The sequence below is a fragment of the Flintibacter sp. SJQ-8 genome (assembly GCF_054108085.1).
Genome location: NZ_JBPJWR010000009.1, coordinates 337,085 through 355,764 on the forward strand (window position 1 = coordinate 337,085; position 18,680 = coordinate 355,764).

Annotated in this window: 18 protein-coding genes and 2 pseudogenes; all 20 read right to left on the reverse strand. The window is 55.7% G+C overall.

Translation table 11 applies throughout. The annotated features are described in order from the left end of the window. Nucleotides 1-75 precede the first annotated feature (75 nt). Nucleotides 76-1,914 carry a VirD4-like conjugal transfer protein, CD1115 family gene (locus tag ACSAMP_RS07860; RefSeq protein WP_457800054.1) on the reverse strand — a complete coding sequence of 613 codons (1,839 nt, stop codon included), beginning with the start codon at nucleotides 1,912-1,914 and terminating at the stop codon, nucleotides 76-78. Further along, nucleotides 1,901-2,356 carry a PcfB family protein gene (locus tag ACSAMP_RS07865; protein ID WP_457800055.1) on the reverse strand — a complete coding sequence of 152 codons (456 nt, stop codon included), beginning with the start codon at nucleotides 2,354-2,356 and terminating at the stop codon, nucleotides 1,901-1,903. The genes ACSAMP_RS07860 and ACSAMP_RS07865 overlap by 14 nt, the downstream gene beginning before the upstream one ends. A gap of 60 nt (nucleotides 2,357-2,416) precedes the next feature. Further along, nucleotides 2,417-3,130: an antirestriction protein ArdA gene (locus tag ACSAMP_RS07870; RefSeq protein WP_457800056.1), complete on the reverse strand. Its 714-nt coding sequence runs from the start codon at nucleotides 3,128-3,130 to the stop codon at nucleotides 2,417-2,419. 1 nt (nucleotide 3,131) lies between these two features. Then, the gene (locus ACSAMP_RS07875) at nucleotides 3,132-3,473 is read right to left on the reverse strand and encodes a DUF7768 domain-containing protein (protein ID WP_055060880.1); all 342 of its coding nucleotides are present in this window, start codon (nucleotides 3,471-3,473) and stop codon (nucleotides 3,132-3,134) included. A gap of 393 nt (nucleotides 3,474-3,866) precedes the next feature. After that, complete coding sequence (locus tag ACSAMP_RS07880; protein WP_457800057.1) at nucleotides 3,867-5,240, reverse strand: ParB/RepB/Spo0J family partition protein; 1,374 nt, start codon at nucleotides 5,238-5,240, stop codon at nucleotides 3,867-3,869. 171 nt (nucleotides 5,241-5,411) lie between these two features. Next, nucleotides 5,412-6,842, reverse strand: coding sequence for a DNA topoisomerase (locus ACSAMP_RS07885; RefSeq protein WP_457800058.1), 1,431 nt, complete (start codon nucleotides 6,840-6,842; stop codon nucleotides 5,412-5,414). Continuing rightward, nucleotides 6,830-7,018 carry a hypothetical protein gene (locus ACSAMP_RS07890; protein WP_120151296.1) on the reverse strand — a complete coding sequence of 63 codons (189 nt, stop codon included), beginning with the start codon at nucleotides 7,016-7,018 and terminating at the stop codon, nucleotides 6,830-6,832. Before ACSAMP_RS07890 ends, ACSAMP_RS07885 begins: the two co-directional genes overlap by 13 nt. After that, nucleotides 7,015-8,049: a CD1107 family mobile element protein gene (locus tag ACSAMP_RS07895; protein WP_457800059.1), complete on the reverse strand. Its 1,035-nt coding sequence runs from the start codon at nucleotides 8,047-8,049 to the stop codon at nucleotides 7,015-7,017. The genes ACSAMP_RS07890 and ACSAMP_RS07895 overlap by 4 nt, the downstream gene beginning before the upstream one ends. Continuing rightward, a complete protein-coding gene (locus tag ACSAMP_RS07900) occupies nucleotides 8,042-8,281 on the reverse strand; it encodes a DUF4315 family protein (RefSeq protein ID WP_118625738.1) in 240 nt (79 codons plus the stop codon). The genes ACSAMP_RS07895 and ACSAMP_RS07900 overlap by 8 nt, the downstream gene beginning before the upstream one ends. Before the next feature lie 15 nt (nucleotides 8,282-8,296). Then, nucleotides 8,297-10,006, reverse strand: coding sequence for a C40 family peptidase (locus ACSAMP_RS07905; protein ID WP_457800060.1), 1,710 nt, complete (start codon nucleotides 10,004-10,006; stop codon nucleotides 8,297-8,299). Then, the gene (locus ACSAMP_RS07910; RefSeq protein ID WP_457800073.1) at nucleotides 10,003-12,390 is read right to left on the reverse strand and encodes a VirB4-like conjugal transfer ATPase, CD1110 family; all 2,388 of its coding nucleotides are present in this window, start codon (nucleotides 12,388-12,390) and stop codon (nucleotides 10,003-10,005) included. The genes ACSAMP_RS07905 and ACSAMP_RS07910 overlap by 4 nt, the downstream gene beginning before the upstream one ends. Beyond that, the gene (locus tag ACSAMP_RS07915) at nucleotides 12,329-12,760 is read right to left on the reverse strand and encodes a PrgI family protein (RefSeq protein WP_457800061.1); all 432 of its coding nucleotides are present in this window, start codon (nucleotides 12,758-12,760) and stop codon (nucleotides 12,329-12,331) included. Before ACSAMP_RS07915 ends, ACSAMP_RS07910 begins: the two co-directional genes overlap by 62 nt. Nucleotides 12,761-12,773: 13 nt before the next feature. Beyond that, nucleotides 12,774-13,214, reverse strand: a complete 441-nt coding sequence (locus tag ACSAMP_RS07920) for an XF1762 family protein (protein ID WP_186908341.1) — start codon at nucleotides 13,212-13,214, stop codon at nucleotides 12,774-12,776. Nucleotides 13,215-13,228: 14 nt separating this feature from the next. Continuing rightward, entirely contained in the window at nucleotides 13,229-14,098 is an 870-nt protein-coding gene (locus ACSAMP_RS07925; RefSeq protein WP_270599461.1) for a VirB6/TrbL-like conjugal transfer protein, CD1112 family, read from the reverse strand. A 79-nt stretch (nucleotides 14,099-14,177) separates the two neighbouring features. Then, nucleotides 14,178-14,261, reverse strand: a pseudogene (locus tag ACSAMP_RS07930) (Maff2 family mobile element protein); the annotation flags it as partial. Nucleotides 14,262-14,351: 90 nt separating this feature from the next. Beyond that, entirely contained in the window at nucleotides 14,352-16,022 is a 1,671-nt protein-coding gene (locus tag ACSAMP_RS07935; protein ID WP_131970603.1) for a recombinase family protein, read from the reverse strand. Next, entirely contained in the window at nucleotides 16,023-16,220 is a 198-nt protein-coding gene (locus ACSAMP_RS07940; protein ID WP_131970605.1) for a hypothetical protein, read from the reverse strand. Nucleotides 16,221-16,461: 241 nt separating this feature from the next. After that, a complete protein-coding gene (locus ACSAMP_RS07945) occupies nucleotides 16,462-17,799 on the reverse strand; it encodes a virulence-associated E family protein (protein WP_330417554.1) in 1,338 nt (445 codons plus the stop codon). After that, complete coding sequence (locus ACSAMP_RS07950; RefSeq protein ID WP_457800062.1) at nucleotides 17,768-18,412, reverse strand: CHC2 zinc finger domain-containing protein; 645 nt, start codon at nucleotides 18,410-18,412, stop codon at nucleotides 17,768-17,770. Before ACSAMP_RS07950 ends, ACSAMP_RS07945 begins: the two co-directional genes overlap by 32 nt. 65 nt (nucleotides 18,413-18,477) lie before the next feature. After that, a pseudogene (locus tag ACSAMP_RS07955) lies at nucleotides 18,478-18,680 on the reverse strand (MobQ family relaxase); the annotation flags it as partial.

Genomic DNA, 18,680 nt, shown 5'->3' on the forward strand with positions numbered 1-18,680 from the left:
TCCGGGATGTCCCCGGCCATGAAAAAAGCCGCCATTTCTGGCGGCAGCTACTCCTCTGGACACCGTGACCAGAGGTTATACAAAGGCGTCCGGGTCATCGAGGTCGTCATAGTTGAGGATGTCCTCGTCCTCGCCTGTGAGCGCCTCGTCCGGCACGTCCACCTTGTAAACGGTATAGGTTTCGTTGGGGTTGAGCTTGTCCATCCGCCGCGTCACAAGGCTGTTGAGATCAAAAGCGTTTTTCACCTTGTCGGCCTCGGCGGTGTATTTATAGTTGGGATGCTGCTTCAAATCGTACTTCTTGGAGTAGAACGGCGGCAGGCCCCGAAGCTGCAAAATGCACCGATCTCCGGGCATGGTGGCAAGCTCGCTTGGGGTCATCAGCTCCCGGCCCAGCCGCTGCGTGTTCTGGCTGTAGCTTTCGGACTGGCCCCGTGAGCGGCCCTCGGTCTGCATGGAGATGGTGGCCTTTCCCAGCCAGTTTTCCGAAATTTCCTTGATGGTGGAGCTTTCGCGTCCACCGAGGAACAGCACACTATCCATGTTGCCGAGGATGGTTTCCGCGTTCTTGTCGTAGATGGCCTTGCACTGGGCCAACTGCTGATACAGCAGACACAGGCTGATCTCACGGGAACGGATGACGGCCACCAGCTTTTCAAGCTGGGGTACCTGTCCCGTGTTGGCCGCCTCGTCCCACAGTACCCGCACATGATGGGGCAGCCGTCCGCCGTGAACATTGTCCGCCCGTTCACATAAGAGGTTGAACATCTGCGAAAAGGCCAGCGCCACAAGGAAATTGTAGGTACTGTCCGTGTCGCTGATGCAGAAGAATGTTGCCGTCCGGCGATCTCCCATGCGGTCAAGCTCCAGCTCATCATAGGACATGATCTCCCGAAGCTGGGGAATGTCAAAGGGAGCCAGACGTGCGCCGCAGGAAATGAGGATGCTTTTGGCCGTCTTGCCGCTGCTTAGCTTGAATTTGCGGTATTGCTTCACGGCGAAGCAATCCGGCTTGCGTTTGGCAAGGCCGTCAAACATATAATCCACGGCGTTCTTATAGTTTTCGTCATCCTCCTTGACCTCCATGCCGGAGATCATGTCCACCAGTGTATTCATATTCCGATCCTCGGCAGGCCCCTCGAAAATGATGTAGGCAATCAGGGCGCAGTACAAAAGCGTTTCCGCTTTCGTCCAGAACGGATCACCCTCCTTGCCCTCGCCCTTGGTGTTGGTGATCAGGGCGTTCACGAATTTCAGGATGTCGGCCTCGTTGCGGATATATGATAAAGGGTTGTAGTGCATGGACTTGGAAAAATCTATGCTGTTGAAAACCTTGATCTGATAGCCCCGGCGCTGGAGAAAGGCCCCGACCTGCCCCAGCACGCTGCCCTTGGGATCGACCACCACATAAGAGGAATGAGCTTGAAGCAACTGCGGTGTGAGCCAAAAGCGGGTTTTGCCGGAGCCGGACGAGCCGATCCCGCAGAAATTAAGGTTGCGGGCATTGGCGGGATTTTTGGGGCGAGTATTCATGGTGAGCCGTTCCGTGGCGGTCAGGATCATATTGTTTTCAAACTTGGGATCGACAAAAGGCTTGATGTCTTTTTCGTTGCCCCAGCGGGCCGTGCCGTACTCGGCATCCCGGCGAAACTTCTTTGCGTTTTTGCTTTTGAAGTAGATCAGCAGGCGGAACGCCGCCGCACCCACAATGCCTACCAGCCAGTCAAAGGGGACAAGGCCGGGGGCGAAGCTGGCAAAGGCCGCGCCGATGGTCTGGCCCAGCCCCAGCAGCTTTTCCCCGAAGCCCGTACCAGCGGCCAGACGGTACGCCGTGCCGATTTTCAGGCAAAACCAGCCGATGAACAGGTACGGGATATTCGGAAGAACATACTTCCTGATTTTATCTGTCGCCATGCGCCGCCTCCTTTGTCAATTCCCGCTGGGGCTGCTTTTTCACCTGTTCCTCCACCTGCCGGAGTTGCTCCCGGATCGGCGTCTGCCGGGACTTCGCCCGTTTTAGTTCCAACCGGGAATACTCGGCAAAGCAGCCTGTGATGGCATCGGTCTGCCGTGCCTTGAACAAAAGCAGATATTTTTCATCCCCCACGCGGCGGATGGCGTAGTCCACGCCCCATTTCCGGGCAACCTTGTCGAACAGCTTGGGCGTGTCCACCTCGATGGCGTTGGTGTCTCCGCCGTGGCCCATGAGCTTTCGCACACTCTGCTTGCCGTGGGGCGTCTGCGCCTTGCGGTGCTCCTTGGCGATCTTCCGTCCCACGGCGGCCACCACATAGGCCAGCGCACGGGCGGTCAGCTTGGACGCCTTGACGCTGACGGCGATGGTCTGCCGGGACACTTCATCTCCGACGATAGCTTACACCTCCTTTGCCCTCTGGCCACCGTGACCAGAAGCGGCCTATCTGTCCTCGCGGCTGGCGGGAAGCCGCAGCTTTTCCTCGTTCAGCGCCGAACGGTCTATGACCTCCTGATACGCCGCCATCTGCTCCCGGATATTCAGCTTGGGATAGGCGAAGATACGGTGCTCCGGGGGAATATCCTCCATCCCGTGATACCGCTCCACAAAGCTGCCGCCATTATTGAACACATAGCCGCCGGGGGCAAAATGGCCGCCCTCGTTGATCCGCACGTCCCGCCCGTAGGCTTCAAAGTCGAAGTAGGGCAGCACATTATCCGGCACATCCAGCATTTCCATTTCCTCGATATAGGCCCGGCCCAGCGCCTCCTCACTGTCGATACCGGGGTAGAAGTCATAGCAATCCAGATTTTGCGCGAGGTTGATCAGGTCATGGACGCTGCCCGTGTATTCGCCGCTGTCAATGACGGCCTCAAACTTTTCAATGTCGCTCTGGTCGAGGTCAGACAGCACATGGGCCAGATGGTTCAGCTCGTCAATGCTTTCATACTCGCCCAAATGGTCATACAGGCCCAGCACATCACCGTCGAATGAGGTAATAAAGATTTCCTCATACCGTACCCCATCCACGCCGATGCGCTTCAAGAGGGCCTGCACCTCCTCCGTGGTGGCCGGGAATTTCAGCGTTTCGCCTACAAGCCGCCCCTCGTTATATTTGCCGAGATTGGTAATGTAGGCTTCAAACAGGGATGACATATCAGCGGCGGCCCTGACGCTTTACGGTCAGGATGCCGTCCAGCGTGGTTGCCGTGATCCCCAGCCGCTGGGCCACGGCCACATCGTTTTTCATGCTTTCCGTGGAGATACTGCCGCACACCACCAGCACATGAGAGCGGCGGAGCAGGTCACGGCCCATGTCGATGCCGCTTTTATGCTCCTCGGGAACGGCATCGTTCAGGAAAAGCGGCTGATAGAGCGTGGGGCAGATGGGCGAAAAGCCCGCCTCATAGACAGCGCGGCAATACTTGGCGGCCTGCTCCGTCGCCTCGCAGGGATCGCCGCTCCACGCGGCGGTGATATACGCAAGGGGTCGTTTCATTTTGAAAACCTCCATTTTTATAATGTAGTGGGTCAACCTTTTTCCCCCGCCCTTTTCCAATCTTGGAAAAGGCGGCGGCTCTGGAGGATATACCCCCGCCGCTTGCCGGAGAAAAAGCACAGCCGGGGCAGGCGGTCAAGGGCAAGGCCGCCGCACACGGCGGGGCGAAGCCCCCTTGACAGCCCACTCCCGCCTGTGCTCGATTACGGGCGGCGACGGGGGATATAACCACAAGAGCCACATCGTCGGCACAAACTTCATATCCCTCACTTTTGCCGGATGGCAAAAGCTCGATCATTCCGTTGCGCCTCCTCTCCCCACAAAGTCTTGCGACTTTGCGGGGCACCCCGGATAGGGCAGCAAAAAGCCTCTGGTCATGGTGGCCAGAGGTCGTTACTTTTCCATATCCATTTTCTTGTCGGGCTTGGCAAGCTCGGGCGGCTGCCGCTCTTTCCAGTCCTCCAGCAGCGTCATGATCTGGTCTTTCATCTGCCGGGGCGTGGCCTCCTTACCAAAAAATTTTTCCAGTTCAGCGCCAGTAATAATCACGTCACGATCCTCCTTTTTCTTTTCTTCACACAAAATACCGTCGATCACGTCCGGGGAGAGCTTGTTTTCCTTATCCAGCTCACGGAGCCGCTTTGCCTGACCCTTGGAGGGCGAAGCCTGCTGGCCCTCAATGGACACGGCAATATACTTCTGGTGCTTGGGGCGCACACGGGAAATTTCCACAGCCGGGGTAAAAGACAACTTTCCGTCATCCATCGTCTGCTTCAATTCCGGCACAAGATCATTGAGCCAGATATACCGCTGTACGGTTTTCACGCTCATGCCGTTGCGTTGGCCCACGCTTTCAAGTGAGAGCTTTCCGGCCTCGGCGCTGTCGCCGCGCGCCCCCTGATGCTTGATGGCCTCATACTGCATTTTCAGGGACATAGCCTTTTCGCTGGGCAAAATCGTTTCGCGCTGACGGAGGTTGTCATCCGTCATAGCGAGAATGGCCTCGTCATCCGTCATATTGCGGACGATACAGGGCATATTGCGATACCCGGCAAGCTGGCTGGCCATCTGGCGGCGGTGGCCCGCGATGATCTCATAGCCGCCGCCCTCACGGGGACGCACCAGCGCAGGCTGGTTGACGCCGCCGTTACGGACGCTTTCCACCAGAGATTTCATTTCCGCATCGTCACGGACACCGAAAGGATGATCCTTGAACGGGTGCAGGTCGGAAAGGTCAAGATAGACGATCTCCTCTTTCTCGGCGCGGGTAGCGTCACGGGGTGTAGGCGGCACTTCCGGGGCCGGAGGTGCTGCCTTTTCCTCGGGGGCTGCATGGGTTTTGCCAGCCTTGGGCGGCTTGGTCTGCTCCGGGGCTGTCTTTTCCGTTTTGGGCGGACGGCCACGGCGGGGCTTTTCCGCTTTTACCTCTTTCTTGGCCCCCGGCTCGGTGGGCGTGGCTTTTTCGGCTTTTGCAGGGCGGCCCCGTTTGGGCTTGGGCTTCTCCGGCTCTGGCATGGGCTTTTTCCATTCCTGCTTGCTGTACTCGGTGACGGAAACAGGCTGGGCTTCCGGCTCCTTGGGGATGTCCGTCGGAGCATCCTTTTCCGGCGTGGAACGCATCGCGGAAAGGTCGATCACCTTTGCGGACGGAGCGGGGCCGCCGCCCACATCAGGGATTTCGGCCTGCTCCATTTTTGGGGCCTTTCCCGGCATTTCAGGCGGAGCCTGTTCCTCCGTGGTAGGGGGATGCTTGTTTTCTTCTGCCATGACACGAATAACCTCCTTGACAAGAATTTAGGCCATGCCGCACGGCTGGCCCATATCAGCACACAGAGAAAACGCTGTCTGCATACAAAAACACCGCCTATGTCCTGTTAGGCGGTGCATTGTGTAAGGCTTGGCAGCTCATTTTCAGTTGTTTTTCTCTGTGTGCCCTTGTCAAGCGATGTTTTCTTCAATTCCTATCCACTCCTTACGCTCACAAAATATCACATCGGTGAAATGCTTGGGCGGCGTGGTTTTTCCGGTCTTGACCGACGCGGCAGATACGGAAAGCGTCTGATTATCCGTTACCACCGGCAGCGCGGGCGCTGCCTCCGTCTGCTCCTGCTCATAGCGCTTCCAGCCAGGAGCAAGAACGGTTTTTCCCTTGGCGGTGAAGCTCTGACTGGCACATTCCACCGTAATGACCGTTTCTGCGTAGCGATGTGGTTCATCCACCGCACGAAGCAAGCCCCTTGCCGCCAGCTTCAGCACCTCGCGTTCGCCCAGCGGCAGAGAGGCCATATCTACCTTTTCCGCGCTGATGGTGGGAACAATGGCGTGGTGATCGGTGACTTTTTTACTGCTGCATACCTGCTTGGCGCAGATGGTCGGAGGCTTCTCCATGCCGCAGACAGCGGCAGCGGCAGCGACAAGGCCGGGGACGCTGCCCTCCATATCGTCGGTCAGGAAGCGGCTGTCGGTGCGCGGGTAGGTACAGAGCTTCTTTTCATAGAGCGCTTGGAGATAGTCGAGGGTCTGCTGAGAGGTGTAGCCGAGAACGCGGTTGGCGTCGCGCTGGAGGGAGGTCAAATCGTAGAGCGCGGGCGCTTTCTCAGACTTTTCCTTGCGCTCCACGCTTTTGACGGTTACTGCCTTGCCCTTGCAGGCGTTGGCGATGGCGTCGGCGTCCTTCCTGTCCTTCATTCGGCCTGTCGTGGCGGGAAAGCCGCAATCGAGCTGGACGGTGTAGAACGGTTCTGCCGCAAATGCGGAGATCTCCGCCTCGCGCTGTACCAGCAGCGCCAGCGTGGGCGACATGACGCGCCCGATGTTCAATGTGCGGCCATACGTCAGGGAGAAATACCGCGTGGCGTTGATACCAACCAGCCAATCAGCCTTGGCGCGGCACAGGGCAGATTGATGCAGGCCGTCATAGTCGCGCCCAGATTTAAGCTGCTGGAAGCCGCTGCGGATGGCATCATCCTCCATGGAGGAAATCCAAAGCCGCAGAATCGGCTTGGAGCATCCCGCAAGGCAGTAAACCGTGCGGAAGATCAGCTCGCCCTCGCGCCCTGCGTCGCAGGCGTTGACCACTTCGGTCACATCCTCCCGGCGCATCAGCTCCCGCAGAATGTCAAACTGCTTCTGCTTTTCAGAGCGGACGATGAAGCGGAACGAGGTAGGAATTATGGGCAGCGCAGCCAGCGTCCATTTGGCATCATCTGCATTGTAAACGGCGGCGTCGGCCAGCTCTGCCAGATGCCCAAAGCACCACGACACAATGTACCCGCCACCCTCCAGATACCCGTCATGCCGCGACTTTGCGCCCAGCACGGCGGCGATACTCTGCGCCACGGAGGGTTTTTCGGCGATCACAAGGCGCATGGCGCAGCCTCCATTCTCTTTACGTCACGGTAGCAGGGGCGAACGCAGCTCTGTCCGAAGCGCTTGCAGCCGTAGCAGAAGTGTTCCTTGGCAGCGGCGGGAGAGCTGTCCTCCCGCGCTGCTTTCGGCTTCTGCATCATCAGGCGTTCCAGCGGGTTATTGGTGAAATATCTCATGCGTCTGTATCCTCCGTAGTATCCTGTTCCGGTTCGCCCTCATACGGCTCAAACTCATATTCGTCCTCGCCCTCGCCGTAGTCATAATCGTCCAGATCGGCGCTGCCCTTGGTCTGCGGCTTGGCCTTTTTCTGCTTGAAGAAGTAGAACGCGGCACCGCCGCCCAGCGCAAGGATCAGCAGAACAACAAGGATGCCGCCCACGCCGCTCTTTTTCTCCGGTTCCTCGGCGGCGGGTTCTGTCGGCTCAGCGGGGACTTCGGGCTTTGCCTCCTTGCCCACGCACTCGGTCATGTTGACAGCGCAGACGGGGCAGGATGTATTGACCGCACCAGCCGCGCATTTGGTGGGGCAGGAGCAGACGGCGGGCGTTTCTTCCTCGCCGGTCAGCACCATCAGGTCAGCCTCATCCACCTGATTCAAGAAATGGACGGTTTCTTCGCCCTCATCGTCACGGTCAATAATCATGTAAAACACATTGCCGTTCTTACTCTCCAGCGTAATGAACTGTTTTCCTGCCTTGGTGCTGGAGCCAATATCGTCGATCAGCGTCAGATTGCCGTCCGGTGTCAGCGCGTCGCTGCCGCCCGTCATGCTGCCGAGAAGGAGCTGCCAGAGGTCGGTCAGCTCTTTTTCATCAAGCGGAAGCGTAATGCCGCCGATGCTCACGGTGCTGTCGGCGGCGTCGGTGACGGTCAGATAGCTGCCGTACACATAGCCCACACGGGCAGGCAGCAGGATTTTTACCCAATCGCCGTCCCTGCCAATCACATCGACCACCGTGCCGTTGGGGAGCTGCGTAAACGCGGTGTTGTCCAGTCCCGCGCCGGTGCGGACGTTCAGGTTGCCGCCGTTGGTCGTGACCGTGCCGATCTGTTTTGTTTCCTGCGTGTCTGCGGCGCTGCTTTCGACGGCAGGCAGCGTATCATCGGGATAGTCGCCGCTGCTGGCAAAAGCGGAAACGGGGAGAATCCCGATACACAAGAGCATCAGCAGCAGACTGATAAAAATGCGCGGTGTGTTCTTAGTCATGGTTCAACGCCTCCTTTTCCAAAGTGGCCGGTGCAGGCGCGGCCTGCATACGGCGGAACAGCTCGGCGAACTGCTCCATCGTCATGCCGTTCTCACGCACCATGCCGATGATGTCGGTGTCCTCCAACTCACGAATCTGCTTTTCCAGCTCGCGGTTGCGGCCTTGCAGATCGGAGATTTTGCCTTTGTTCTTCTCCAGCTCCCCACGGAGCTTCATGATTTTCGGGTTCATATCGTTCACTCTCCTTTACGGCAAGCGCCCATAGCGGTAGAAATGGGACTGCCAATAGCTTGAATTTAAGTTCGCATAAGAGATCGGGTCGCCACAGTGGATCATCATATTGTTGCCGACGTAGATACCCACATGGCTGACACCGGGGGTATCATACGTTCCGGTGAAAAACACCAGATCGCCCGGTTTGACGTTGGCAGAGGATACGGGCGTACAGATGTTGCAAAGCCCCTGCGCTCCCAGCCTGCCCACATCCCAACCGGAATGATTGATGACCCAACTGACGAAGCCCGAACAGTCAAACGAGGTGGAGGGACTGCTGCCGCCCCAAACGTAGGGGTAGCCGAGATACTTTTCCGCTTCCTTGATAATGGCGGCGAATACCTCATCGTCCAGCGCCTCCGGGGGAATGTCGTAGTCGGTATAGCTGCCCTCCACATACTTGCCGATGTAGCCTGAACCGGGGAACAGGTCGGGACGGTTGCCGAGGGTGGCCATATAGGTGGCGTACATTCCGAGCTGTTCTTCGCTCATAATGTAAACGGGAACATGGGAGAGATTGAAGTTTTCCAGCGTGACCGTGCAGATGTAGTAGTCATACGGCACCTGATAGGTGTCCGTATGGGTGTTGCCGTCCGCGTCCGTCCATGTGTCGGTTTCTGTGCGGTAGCGGGTTTCCACCACCACATCCTCGGTCAAAATGTACTGGCGGTCAAAGAGCATTTGGAGCGTACCCTGCACCTCATCCAGCGTCCATTCCCCTTGATGCAGCGCCGTAATCATGGAAATGAGTACATAGGGGTCATGCTCGATGGTGTCCAGATCAAAGTGGTACTCATCGTAGTCGTGGGTGCTTTCGTAGGTGTCGAGGTAGCGCTGAAGCTCTGCTTCCATCGCGCAATACTGCGCTTCCGCGCCCAGCATATCGTCGTCCTGCGATGGATAAGTGCTGACCGCGATCCCGGAGCCGACGCCGTCCATTATCACCGAGCAGGAGGACAGGCCGTTGAGCAGAAACGCCAGCATCAGCAGAATCGCGGCGGCAATGGCAAAGCCGCGCCGGTGTTCCCACACATATTTGCCCGCTTTCTCAGCCTTTTCAGCGGCTTTTTTCGCGGCCTTGGCGGTATTCTCTGCCGCCTTTGCCGTAGTCTGCGCCGCCTGATTGTGCTTGGCAGAGGCATACTGCTTCTTAATTGCCTGCTTCTGCTGCCACTTGGAAACGGGATTGCTGGTGGGGCTGTCGATCTCTGCTTTCTTCTGGAGCGCGTCAAGATTGGCTCGTTCCAGCTTTTTCTCTGCACGGATGGCGGCACGATAAGGCTTGAGCTGATGGGCGCGGTGGGCAGACTGCACCAGCCGCCCGCCGCTCTCCACGGCTTGCTCTACCTTGTGCGCGGCCTCTACGCCTACATTGTCATCCTCGCTCTGCCGCACCTCCCGGTGAACCTGAGAGAGAACAAAGTTGGCGGGGGCATCCCGCACGGCATGGGTCAGCTTGGAGGGAGGCTTTTTCTTATCCACTTCCTCAAAACGGAGCTGCGTTTTGACCTTGCCGGTGGCAGGATCAAAGCCGCGTTCCTTTTTGACCACGGTTTTCTTGGGGATTTTCGCCTGCGCCTTATCCGCCTTGGCCGCAGCTTTTTTTACCCGCTTGATGGGCTTTTCCAGCTTCGGCTCGGCAAGATCGGCGTCGGAAAACTGTAAACGCGGTTCTCTTTTCATGCCGACGCCACCTCTTGCGGCTTGGTGGTCATAACGCGGTACAGCTCAGTGTCCTTCGGGAAGTGGTCAATGAAGGGCAGGATCGTGTTGCCGTAGAACAGCAGTCCCTCGCCCTCACCGGAGTGGGTCACATAAGAAAGCTGATGCGGCGAAATGTTGAGCTGCTTTGCGAGAATCTGCCGGTCGCCAGCGGCCTGATTGAGCATATAGATGAAATCGCTGTTCTCAAAAATGTTCTCAACCTCGCGGCTGGATAACAGGTCTTTGACATTTTGCGTGATCCCGGTGGGGATGCCGCCCCATTTGCGATAGCGCTTCCAGATCTCGACGCTGTACGAGGCCGTCTGTTCCTCCTTTAAGAGAAGATGGAACTCGTCAAGATAGTAGCGGGTCGTTTTATGGGCGGCGCGGTTGATGGTCACACGGTTCCAGACCTGATCCTGCACCACCAACATCCCGATTTTCTTGAGCTGCTTGCCCAACTCCTTGATGTCATAGCAGACGATGCGGCTGTTCACATCCACGTTCGTGTGATGGTTGAACACATTCAGAGAGCCGGTGACGTAGATTTCAAGGGCGGTGGCAATGTACTGCGCTTCCTTTTCATCCTGCGCACGGAGGGCGTTATACAAGTCCTCCAGCAACGGCATATTCTCCGGCTTCGGGTCGTTGAGGTAATCCCGGTAGACGATGCGCACACAGCGGTCGATGATGGTTTTTTCCACAGGGGCAAGCCCATCCTTGCCGCCGACGATCAACTCGCACAGCGACAGAACGAAGTCGGATTTCAGGCTCAGCGGGTTATCATCGTCGCTGTAATCCAGATTCAAGTCCATCGGATTGATGTAGCAGGGCGAACCGTCGTAGCCCTTGCCGGTGGGCGACAGCTTAATGACCTGACCGTGCAGGCGCTCCACCAGCGGTGTATATTCGCCCTCCGGGTCACAGATGATGATGTCATCCTTGGGGCAGATGAGAAACGCATTGGTGATCTCACGTTTTGCCGAAAACGACTTGCCGCTGCCGGGAGTGCCTAAAATCAGACCGTTGGGGTTTTTCAGCAGCTTGCGGTCTACCATGATAAGGTTGTTGGAAAGGGCGTTGATGCCGTAGTACAGCGCCTCCGAACCGCTCTGGAACAGCTCCTGCGTGGTGAAAGGCACAAAAATCGCCACGCTGGAGGTGGTCAAGCCCCGCTGAATCTCGATCTGATTCAGCCCCATCGGGAGGCTGCTCATCAGTCCTTCCTCCTGCTGGAAGTCCAGCCGGGTCAGCGCACAGTTATACTTCTGCGCGATGCTGGAGGTCTGGAAGATGTTGTTGTCGAGCTGCCGGGGCGTGTCCGCCGTGTTGAGAATGAGAAAGGTCAGCAGGAACATTCGCTCATTGCGGGACTGCAAATCCTGCAACAGCTTTTTAGCCTCTGCGCCGTAGGTGGCGAGGTCAGACGGGATAATGTCCATGTCGTACCCGGCGCGGACGGCTTTCTTCTGTTCCTCGATTTTGGACTTGTCGAGATCAGTGATCTTGCGCTTGACGGTCTTGATGGCGTTGACCTGATCCACAGACTGCACATGGAGGTTGACGAGGACGCTGCTCTCCATATCCAGAAAGTCCGCCAGCATCCGGTCATTCAGCTCCGGTGCCAGAATCTGCACGAAGCTGACCGCGCCCAGCTTTTTGCCCATGCGGAACATCCTGCCGGTCTTGAACTCAAAGGAGCTGGGCGCGATAAAGTCCTTGGTGGACAGCCCGGAGGGAGCCAGCCAGTCCCACGAAAAGCGGAACGGTTCCTGCTCGTCCATCCGCAGAATGTCGTGCATGACGTGCAGGCGCTCAAAGCCGTTCAGCGGCGCAGCCACAACGCCCAGCCGCTTGAAGTTGTTCAGAAGGTCGGTTTCGATGCGCTCCAAACGGGGCTTGGCAGCGCGGAGGTTGTCGGCCTCAACGCCGAACGTGAGATACTTGGTCTTAATGAGGCCGTTGTTGCCGCGGGCAAGCTGATTTTGCAGCATACCGGCGTACTCGGCGCGGATGACGTCAAACTCGTCCCCGCAGGGCGGAATGGAAATGCTCCGTGCAAAGGTTTCCTGCGAAGCCGAGAGGTTCACAAAGGAAAGCTGGAATTGCACGGAGCTGTCAAAGTAGTTCAGGAAATCGCACCACGCCTCGAAGATGGCGGTCTTGTCCTCGTTCTGTGAGAGCTGGTAGTTGATGTCCTGATACTGGATCGTTTTGGTGTAGCGCGTGTCGGTCACACGGCAGATGCCGTCCGGCCACATACGCTGATACGGGATGCTGTCCTGCGCCGATTTTTCTTTCTTATCCGTTCGGTTCGCTCTTGCGATGGCGATTTCGATCTGGTTTCGTTCGGTGCGGGTCAGCTTTTTCTTTTCGGACAATTTGATACACCTCCCGGTCTAACTGGTTTTGCCGCTCCAGAACGGCATAAAAATTGTTGGTCTTATACGGACGCTGCTTCGGCCTCTGGAAGCACACGCGGTAGATGTTGCGGATGACGACCTCCAACGGCTGACCGTTCTTTTCATACATGGCGAACAGCATGGCCGGGATCATCACCATCATCATCACCATGGCGGCGGGGCTGGTGCCGATGCTGCCCTTGAGCAAGAAGAAAAGCGGTACGCCGATGAGCGCGCCGCTTCCGAAGCAAATGAGCTGTCGTTTCGTGAGGTTGAACAGCACCTTGGTTTTTACTTTGGTTAAGTCCTTTGGGACGTTGACATAGGCCATAGAAATCCCCCCTTTATAAGAGCTTTTCATATCGAAGTTTCATCTGCGCCGGGTACAAAGCGGAGGCGGGCTTACGGCTGCCTGTCCAGCATTTGCCGCCTGCCAAGCCTGCGCAGTTCCAACCAGCGGCGCGGAGACTGCTGCCGCTCTCGCTATCCAGCGTATAGGTGATGATCTTGCGGTATCCCATTGCCTTTGCCGCCCGCGCGGATGCGGCATAAAGGATGCTGCAAGCGTTCTTCTCACCGGTGGTGCAAAGGCGATTGACCTCCAATGTCCAGCCATCATCCAGATACCGGCTCACAGGACGGCCTACGATTGCAACACCGACAAGCTCTCCATCCTTGGCACAGCCGATGGAAAACTTATGCCCAGCAGTTGCCTTATGGTGCCGGTGATGCGCATTGACAAATGCGTTCGCTGTTGCAAGCGCGACGGGCGTGAGTGTCAGCATGGTATCACCCCCCGTTAATGTGCATTGAACACGGACTTGGCAAGGCTGCTCGTTTTGAACAGGCAGAAGCACAGCAGCACCGTGTAGCCCATGCAAGTCCAGATGGCGTAGATAATGTCATCCACAAGCGCGATGTTCTGCACCAGAACGGCGTAGATGGCAACGCAGACGATGATGAGAAATGCTTGGAAGCCCAGCGCCAGCAAGGAACGGATGTAGTTCTGTCCCATGCCGCCCCATTCCTTGCCCATCATGGTCGCCATCGGAATGGGGGCAACAGAGGTGACGAGATATATTTCAATCATTCTTCCGAATGTGATAATGAAAATGCAGATGGTCAGCGCCCACATGGTAATGCCCACGAACAGAGACTGGAACCATAGGCCGAAGAGCGGCCCCAGCTCCATCTCCATCAGCCGATCCTCGATACCCACCATGACGCTTGAAATATTGATGCTGGTGTCGCCGATAATCAGCCCGGAGGCGCTGGCAACGACGCTTTGGGCGGCATCGAACACGCCCATTACAATCGTCCATGTGTTTGTTACGATCAGGACAGCGGCAGCGGACTTGAACGCCCACTTGAAGAATATCCATGTGTCCATGTCGTTGAGGTTATTTTTGTCGGTAATGAGCTGGATCAGTTCCAGCGTCATCACAAAGGCGAGAATTGCGCCTGCGATGGGGACGATCACGGTTTCCGACAGGTTTTGTATCATGCTGAAAATGCTGCCGTTCCATGCCTGCGGTGATAAGCCCACCTGACTGGAGATCTCGGCAACCTTTTGATTGGTCGCATCGAACATCCCGGACAGATTGCTCACGATACCGCCGATGAGCATTTCTTTCAGCCATTCCGTGATCTTATCCCATAAGAAATCCATAGGGTTGCCCTCCTTTCGGGAGGATGCCGCCCGAAAGCAGCACCCTCCGTGGATTTATGGGAAGCAAACGAGCTGCCGATTAGCCGAACAGACCGGACAGCAGCGGCACGAGGGTAATGCCGATCAGCGCCACGCCGCCGCCCGCCATGAGCTGTTTTATCCCCAATTAGGTGTAAAACTCTGCTCGATGGCGGGCGGCGGCGTACAAAAAATCTATATGGTGTTTTTAAGAGAACCGTCCCGGCGGGACAGGTCAGGCAGTGACCTGTTCCACCTCCGGGATGGGTTTGAGATTAAAATGAATTTCGATAGAAATGTGTCTTGTTTTATTTTCGTCAATGCGCTCATGCACGACGATTTCTTTGATTAAGCGGTTGAGGGTGGCTGCGTCCAGCTCTGTGATGTTGGCGTATTCCTGAATGGCTTCCACCCATTGTTTTGCGTCATTGGCAAGCTGGACTTCATCGGACAGCCGCTTTCTGCCCTCTGACACTTTTGTTTTAAGCTCCGTCTGCTCGGTCTGTGTCTTTTCCAGCATGGTGTTGAAATTCTGCTCACTGATACGCCCTGCAATCATATCCTCATAAAGCCGCATGACCATTTTGTCCAGAACCTCAATCCGTTCCTCGTCCCTTGTAAGGGAGCGTTCCATTGCTTCCCGCTGTTCCCGCTGCTCGGCTTCACAGGTATTGGTCAGGCGGTCGGCAACCGCTTCCCCGTCCATCAGGGCGGCTCTGGCACATTCCCTGATTTTCCGCAGCACATGGCTGTAAAGGGTGTCATAATCAATCCGGTGCTGGGTGCAGTGGTTCTTTCCAAAGGCGTTGTAGGTCTTGCAGGAATAAATCTGCTGGGGATGTTTTGCGTTTGTGTAGCGTACCGTCAGCGACTTCCCACACTCGCCGCATTTTATCAATCCGGCAAACAGGCTGATTTCATTAGTCTGTCCCGGACGCTGGCGGGATTTCAGCTTGTTCTGCACAATGTCAAAGCTCATGCGGTCAATCAGCGGTTCATGCTGCCCCTCCACCACAATCCAGTCCTCCGGCTTCTTTTCCCCAATCGTGCCGATTTTGAAACGGTAGTCCTTTTTCTGGGAAGCAATCGCCCCGGTGTAGACGGGATTCATCAAAAGGTCTTTGATAACGGAGAAGTCCCACATATACCGCCCGTTTTCCGGGTCTTTCTTTTCCCATTTGGTGCGGGTATTGCGAAGCCCCCGTTCCCGGTTCCACCATGTGGGGCAGGGGATTTTTTCTTCCTCCAGCCGTCTGCGGATATAGTTCGGACCATGACCGTTCAGGGCATATCCGAAAATCAGCCGCACAATCGGGGCGGTTTCCTCGTCAATGAGCAGATGGTTTTTGTCCTCCGGGTCTTTCCGATACCCAAACGGGGCAAGACACCCGGTAAACTGTCCTTTCTGCGCTTTCAGAAGATAAGAGGAATGGACTTTCTTGGAAATATCCTTGCTGTACATCTCGTTCAGGATATTCTTGAACGGGGCAATATCGTTGTTATCCCGCAGGGTGTCGATACCGTCATTCATGGCGATATAGCGTACACCGTTTCTTGGGAAAAAGTCCTCAATCAAATGCCCGGTTTGCAGATAGTTCCGCCCAAGTCGGCTGAGGTCTTTCGTGATGACAAGGTTGATTTGTCTGCGCTCAATGGCTCTCAACATTCTCTGTAAATCAGGACGCTCCATATTAAGACCTGTGAAGCCATCGTCCTGATAGACTGCCACAACCTCCCATCCCTGCTTTTCGCAGTATTTTTCCAGCATATCACGCTGGTTTGCGATACTGGCACTTTCGCCTTGCAGGTCATCGTCCTTTGACAGCCTGCAATAGACCGCTGCACGATACCCTCCGGCAAGTGCCGAACCGATTGTTCTGTATTCCATTTCGTTCATCATAGCCATTTACCCACACAATCCAGACGGTATCTGGCTCTTTTGAACCTCATCTTCATTATAGCTCATATCTTTCTTTTCAGCAAGATATTCTTTCGTGTTTGTTTTGCCGTATTTCTGGGAAATCAGGCTGACGAATACATCGGTTGCGTCCAGTTCCCCGTCAAACACAGTAGTCACATGAATCTCTGTTTTGTTTTTTGCCATAGGCAGTTATCCTCCATACATGAAAATAGCCAGACAGAGGGTGTCGGCAACGAAGTCCGGCAACGGGCTTCAAAAGACCTTGCAAACAATCTCAATCTGGCGATGGTTACTATTTATACTTTTCTTTTATTTTTCTGTTGTTTTGGTTGTCATAGGGGAGAAAAGCCGATAGTTTCGGGATTTTCCCCGGCAACCGGCTCGGCAACGGGATAGCAACAGGGGATGCAACGGGCTGTCATTTTCAGAATGGAAGCTCCATCTGTTCTGTGACCTCCACAAAACCGTCCATCGTTTTTTCAGACGGGTTGCCGGAGTCCGTTGCCGGGTTTTCACGCTCCCAGCCCTTTTGTCTGCCATATTCTGAAAACATTCTTGGGTTCGGGAAGTACCGCCAGCGGTCAATGCACTGGTTCATAATCTCGTTGATTTCCCGGATTTCCCATTGCTTCGGTTCGTCAAAGGCATGGTTCAAGGCTTCCTTGTAGAGCTGCTTGGAACAGACCATGCTCCCGGTGTACTTATCAAGATACGCCTGTATCATTCCGGCTTTGGTGTCCTCCGGCATAAAATCCCGCTGGTGTTCTTTGAGATACCGCTGCATGGCGGGGCTGAAAGCCAGCTTGAACCTGCCGCTTCGGTAAATCTCCATCGCTTCCGCCCACATCTGCTCGATATAGGCTCTGGAAGCAGCTTCGTCCTCCAAAATGTGAACCTCGGCTTGCTCCGGGTACACCATGACGGGGATAAAGCGGCGGTTGCCGGAACGGTCAAGGGGCAGGAAGTCAAGGGCATTGGAAGTGCCACCAAACACGCACTGACGGGGGCGGTCTGCCGGGTGGGTTTCATAGGGTATCTTGTAAACCTCTTTCTGCCGGCTTAAAAATGACTTGATTTCCTCAATGCTCTTGGCGTTGGCGGTTGCCATCATTTCCGACATTTCGATAATCCAGTGACCTTGCAGCTTGCGGTACACATTGTCATCGTCCAGCTTCCGCAAATCATCGGAGAACCACTCGTCCCGGACTGCCAGCAGACGGAAGAAGGTGGACTTGCCAGCCCCCTGACCGCCTACCAGACAGAGCATGATTTCAAACTTGCACCCCGGCTGAAAGGCTCGTGAGATAGCACCCAGCAGGAACAGCTTCAACGCTTCATAGGTGTAATCGTCTGCGTCAGCCCCCAGAAAGTGCCGCAGACAGAAACGGATTCGTTCTGTCCCGTCCCACACAAGGGAACTTAGATAGTCCCGGATGGGATGGTACTTGTTTTCATTCGCCACAATCCCGATGGCATTATCAATCTTTTTCTCATTGGTAAGCCCGTAGGTTTCTTCCAGATAAAGAAGCAGATACTTCATATCCGTATCGTTCAGGGCGGTGCTTTCCCTGTGGAAGCCGATGGGCTTTATGATGTCCTTGCGGTCGGTCAGGATGTTGTATGCGATAGCCCCGGAAAGCAGCGGGTCACGCTGGAATACGGTCAGGCAGTTCCGTATGCTCTGCCGGACACCGCCTTTCTCGGTGGTTTCCAGCCCCGCCTTGATTTCCTCAATGCTCTGGGGCGGCTGCATGGCGTTCATGGTGTTTTTTAGTTCTTGCTGCGCCTGCGGCTGCAAGCTCTGCCATTCGCTGTTCAAGCTGTATCACATCCTTTCCGTAGTCCGTAATCAAAGCCGCTTTTTCCTCCGTCTCCCCGAACAGCAGCACATCCAGCAGATATTCCACTTGGTCTTGCTTCTGTAAGGCTTCCACAAACCGGGGATGAAAGGCTTCCTCTGGGGAGTGCGGGGCATATTCCTTTCTCCATGCCCGAAGCAGGTGGAGATAATCGGCAAGGATACGGAAGCAACGGTTTTTTGCTTCCTGAAACTGTTCCTCCGGGGATTTCTGCCGGGGCTTGGGCTTTTTTGCCTTTCCCGGCGGTTTCCAGTCCTCATAGGAAAGCCCGAAGTCCTGTGCCAGTTGTACGGCGGCTTCTTTCTTTCCCAGCCCATACAGGGCGGCGGCAAAATCAATCACATCCCCATCCGCACCGCAGCCGAAGCAGTGGTAACGCCGATCCAGCTTCATGCTTGGGGTTTTATCATTATGGAACGGGCAGCAAGCCATCCCGTTCCGACCTACATGGATTCCATAATGCTCCGCAGCCTGTCTTGTTGTGACGGACTGCTTCACAGCTTCAAATACATTCAAATCTATCCCTCCTTGAAAATAAGAAAAGCACCTGACATTCTCTGATTGAAAATGGCAAGTGCCTGTTAAAGTTCCATATCCTGTTGTCTGTGTTTCGTCTGTGCCGGGGCAGTTCTTTGTGCTTTTTTCTCGTCTGCCTTATCCTGCAAGACTTCTTTGATGGGCTGCTTCTTGGGCGGCTCTTTACTTTCCTCTGTGCCGGGTGTGGCTTTCCGTACCCAGTAGCGGATGTCCCGCAGCTTCTTCAAATCCTCCTGTACCTCGGTCA

Coding starts and splice junctions, on each gene's coding strand:
- ACSAMP_RS07895 (WP_457800059.1), bottom strand. CDS start 8,049: ATGACTAAGAACACACCGCGCATTTTTATCAGTCTGCTGCTGATGCTC.
- ACSAMP_RS07905 (WP_457800060.1), bottom strand. CDS start 10,006: ATGAAAAGAGAACCGCGTTTACAGTTTTCCGACGCCGATCTTGCCGAG.
- ACSAMP_RS07945 (WP_330417554.1), bottom strand. CDS start 17,799: ATGAACGCCATGCAGCCGCCCCAGAGCATTGAGGAAATCAAGGCGGGG.
- ACSAMP_RS07935 (WP_131970603.1), bottom strand. CDS start 16,022: ATGGCTATGATGAACGAAATGGAATACAGAACAATCGGTTCGGCACTT.
- ACSAMP_RS07940 (WP_131970605.1), bottom strand. CDS start 16,220: ATGGCAAAAAACAAAACAGAGATTCATGTGACTACTGTGTTTGACGGG.
- ACSAMP_RS07900 (WP_118625738.1), bottom strand. CDS start 8,281: ATGAACCCGAAAATCATGAAGCTCCGTGGGGAGCTGGAGAAGAACAAA.
- ACSAMP_RS07870 (WP_457800056.1), bottom strand. CDS start 3,130: ATGTCATCCCTGTTTGAAGCCTACATTACCAATCTCGGCAAATATAAC.
- ACSAMP_RS07920 (WP_186908341.1), bottom strand. CDS start 13,214: ATGCTGACACTCACGCCCGTCGCGCTTGCAACAGCGAACGCATTTGTC.
- ACSAMP_RS07885 (WP_457800058.1), bottom strand. CDS start 6,842: ATGCGCCTTGTGATCGCCGAAAAACCCTCCGTGGCGCAGAGTATCGCC.
- ACSAMP_RS07925 (WP_270599461.1), bottom strand. CDS start 14,098: ATGGATTTCTTATGGGATAAGATCACGGAATGGCTGAAAGAAATGCTC.
- ACSAMP_RS07890 (WP_120151296.1), bottom strand. CDS start 7,018: ATGAGATATTTCACCAATAACCCGCTGGAACGCCTGATGATGCAGAAG.
- ACSAMP_RS07915 (WP_457800061.1), bottom strand. CDS start 12,760: ATGGCCTATGTCAACGTCCCAAAGGACTTAACCAAAGTAAAAACCAAG.
- ACSAMP_RS07880 (WP_457800057.1), bottom strand. CDS start 5,240: ATGGCAGAAGAAAACAAGCATCCCCCTACCACGGAGGAACAGGCTCCG.
- ACSAMP_RS07875 (WP_055060880.1), bottom strand. CDS start 3,473: ATGAAACGACCCCTTGCGTATATCACCGCCGCGTGGAGCGGCGATCCC.
- ACSAMP_RS07860 (WP_457800054.1), bottom strand. CDS start 1,914: ATGGCGACAGATAAAATCAGGAAGTATGTTCTTCCGAATATCCCGTAC.